Origin of the sequence: Streptomyces djakartensis (assembly GCF_014651075.1) — a bacterium.
Classification (GTDB): Bacteria; Actinomycetota; Actinomycetes; order Streptomycetales; family Streptomycetaceae; genus Streptomyces; species Streptomyces djakartensis.
In genome coordinates this window covers 1-505 of record NZ_BMWE01000105.1, presented here as the reverse complement: position 1 = coordinate 505, position 505 = coordinate 1, and the positions used below count along the sequence as shown (strand labels likewise).

At 36.6% G+C, this 505-nt stretch carries 1 protein-coding gene; it reads left to right on the top strand.

Going from position 1 to position 505, the window contains the following annotated elements; genetic code table 11:
- Positions 1–53: 53 nt before the first annotated feature.
- A partial coding sequence (locus IE212_RS34670; protein WP_190201958.1) for an N-acetylmuramidase family protein occupies positions 54–505 on the top strand: 452 nt, incomplete at its 3' end.

Here is a 505-nt window from a genome sequence, read left to right as displayed (position 1 = left end):
AGGCTACAAGCAATACTTTATCCTCTTTAATGTAAACTCTAAGAATTTATATTATGGATAAACTTACTAACGAATTAATTGCCAAGGTTGCAAACAAGTTAAACCTTGAACCGGCTCTGTTAAAGACAGTAACTGTAGTAGAATGTGGTAATCGAGACGGATTTTTACCCTCTGGTAGACCTCAGATTCTCTTCGAGGGTCATGTAATGTGGAAATATTTGAAGATAAAACTCAATGGAGAAGGCAAAAGAACCTATTTATACGATCTAGCCAAGAGAAATCCATCCTTAGTTTATCAAAAATGGACCAAAGAATTCTACTTAGGAGGTGAAGGAGAGTGGAAAAGACTCGAAGCAGCTCGTAAAATTGATGAAAACTGTGCTAATTTAGCTACTTCTTGGGGATTGGGACAGATTATGGGCTTCAATTATCAGCTTTGTGGATGTCAATCAGTGGATGAAATGATCCAAAAGATGTCTGAATCTCATGAAATGCAGCTAGAAAT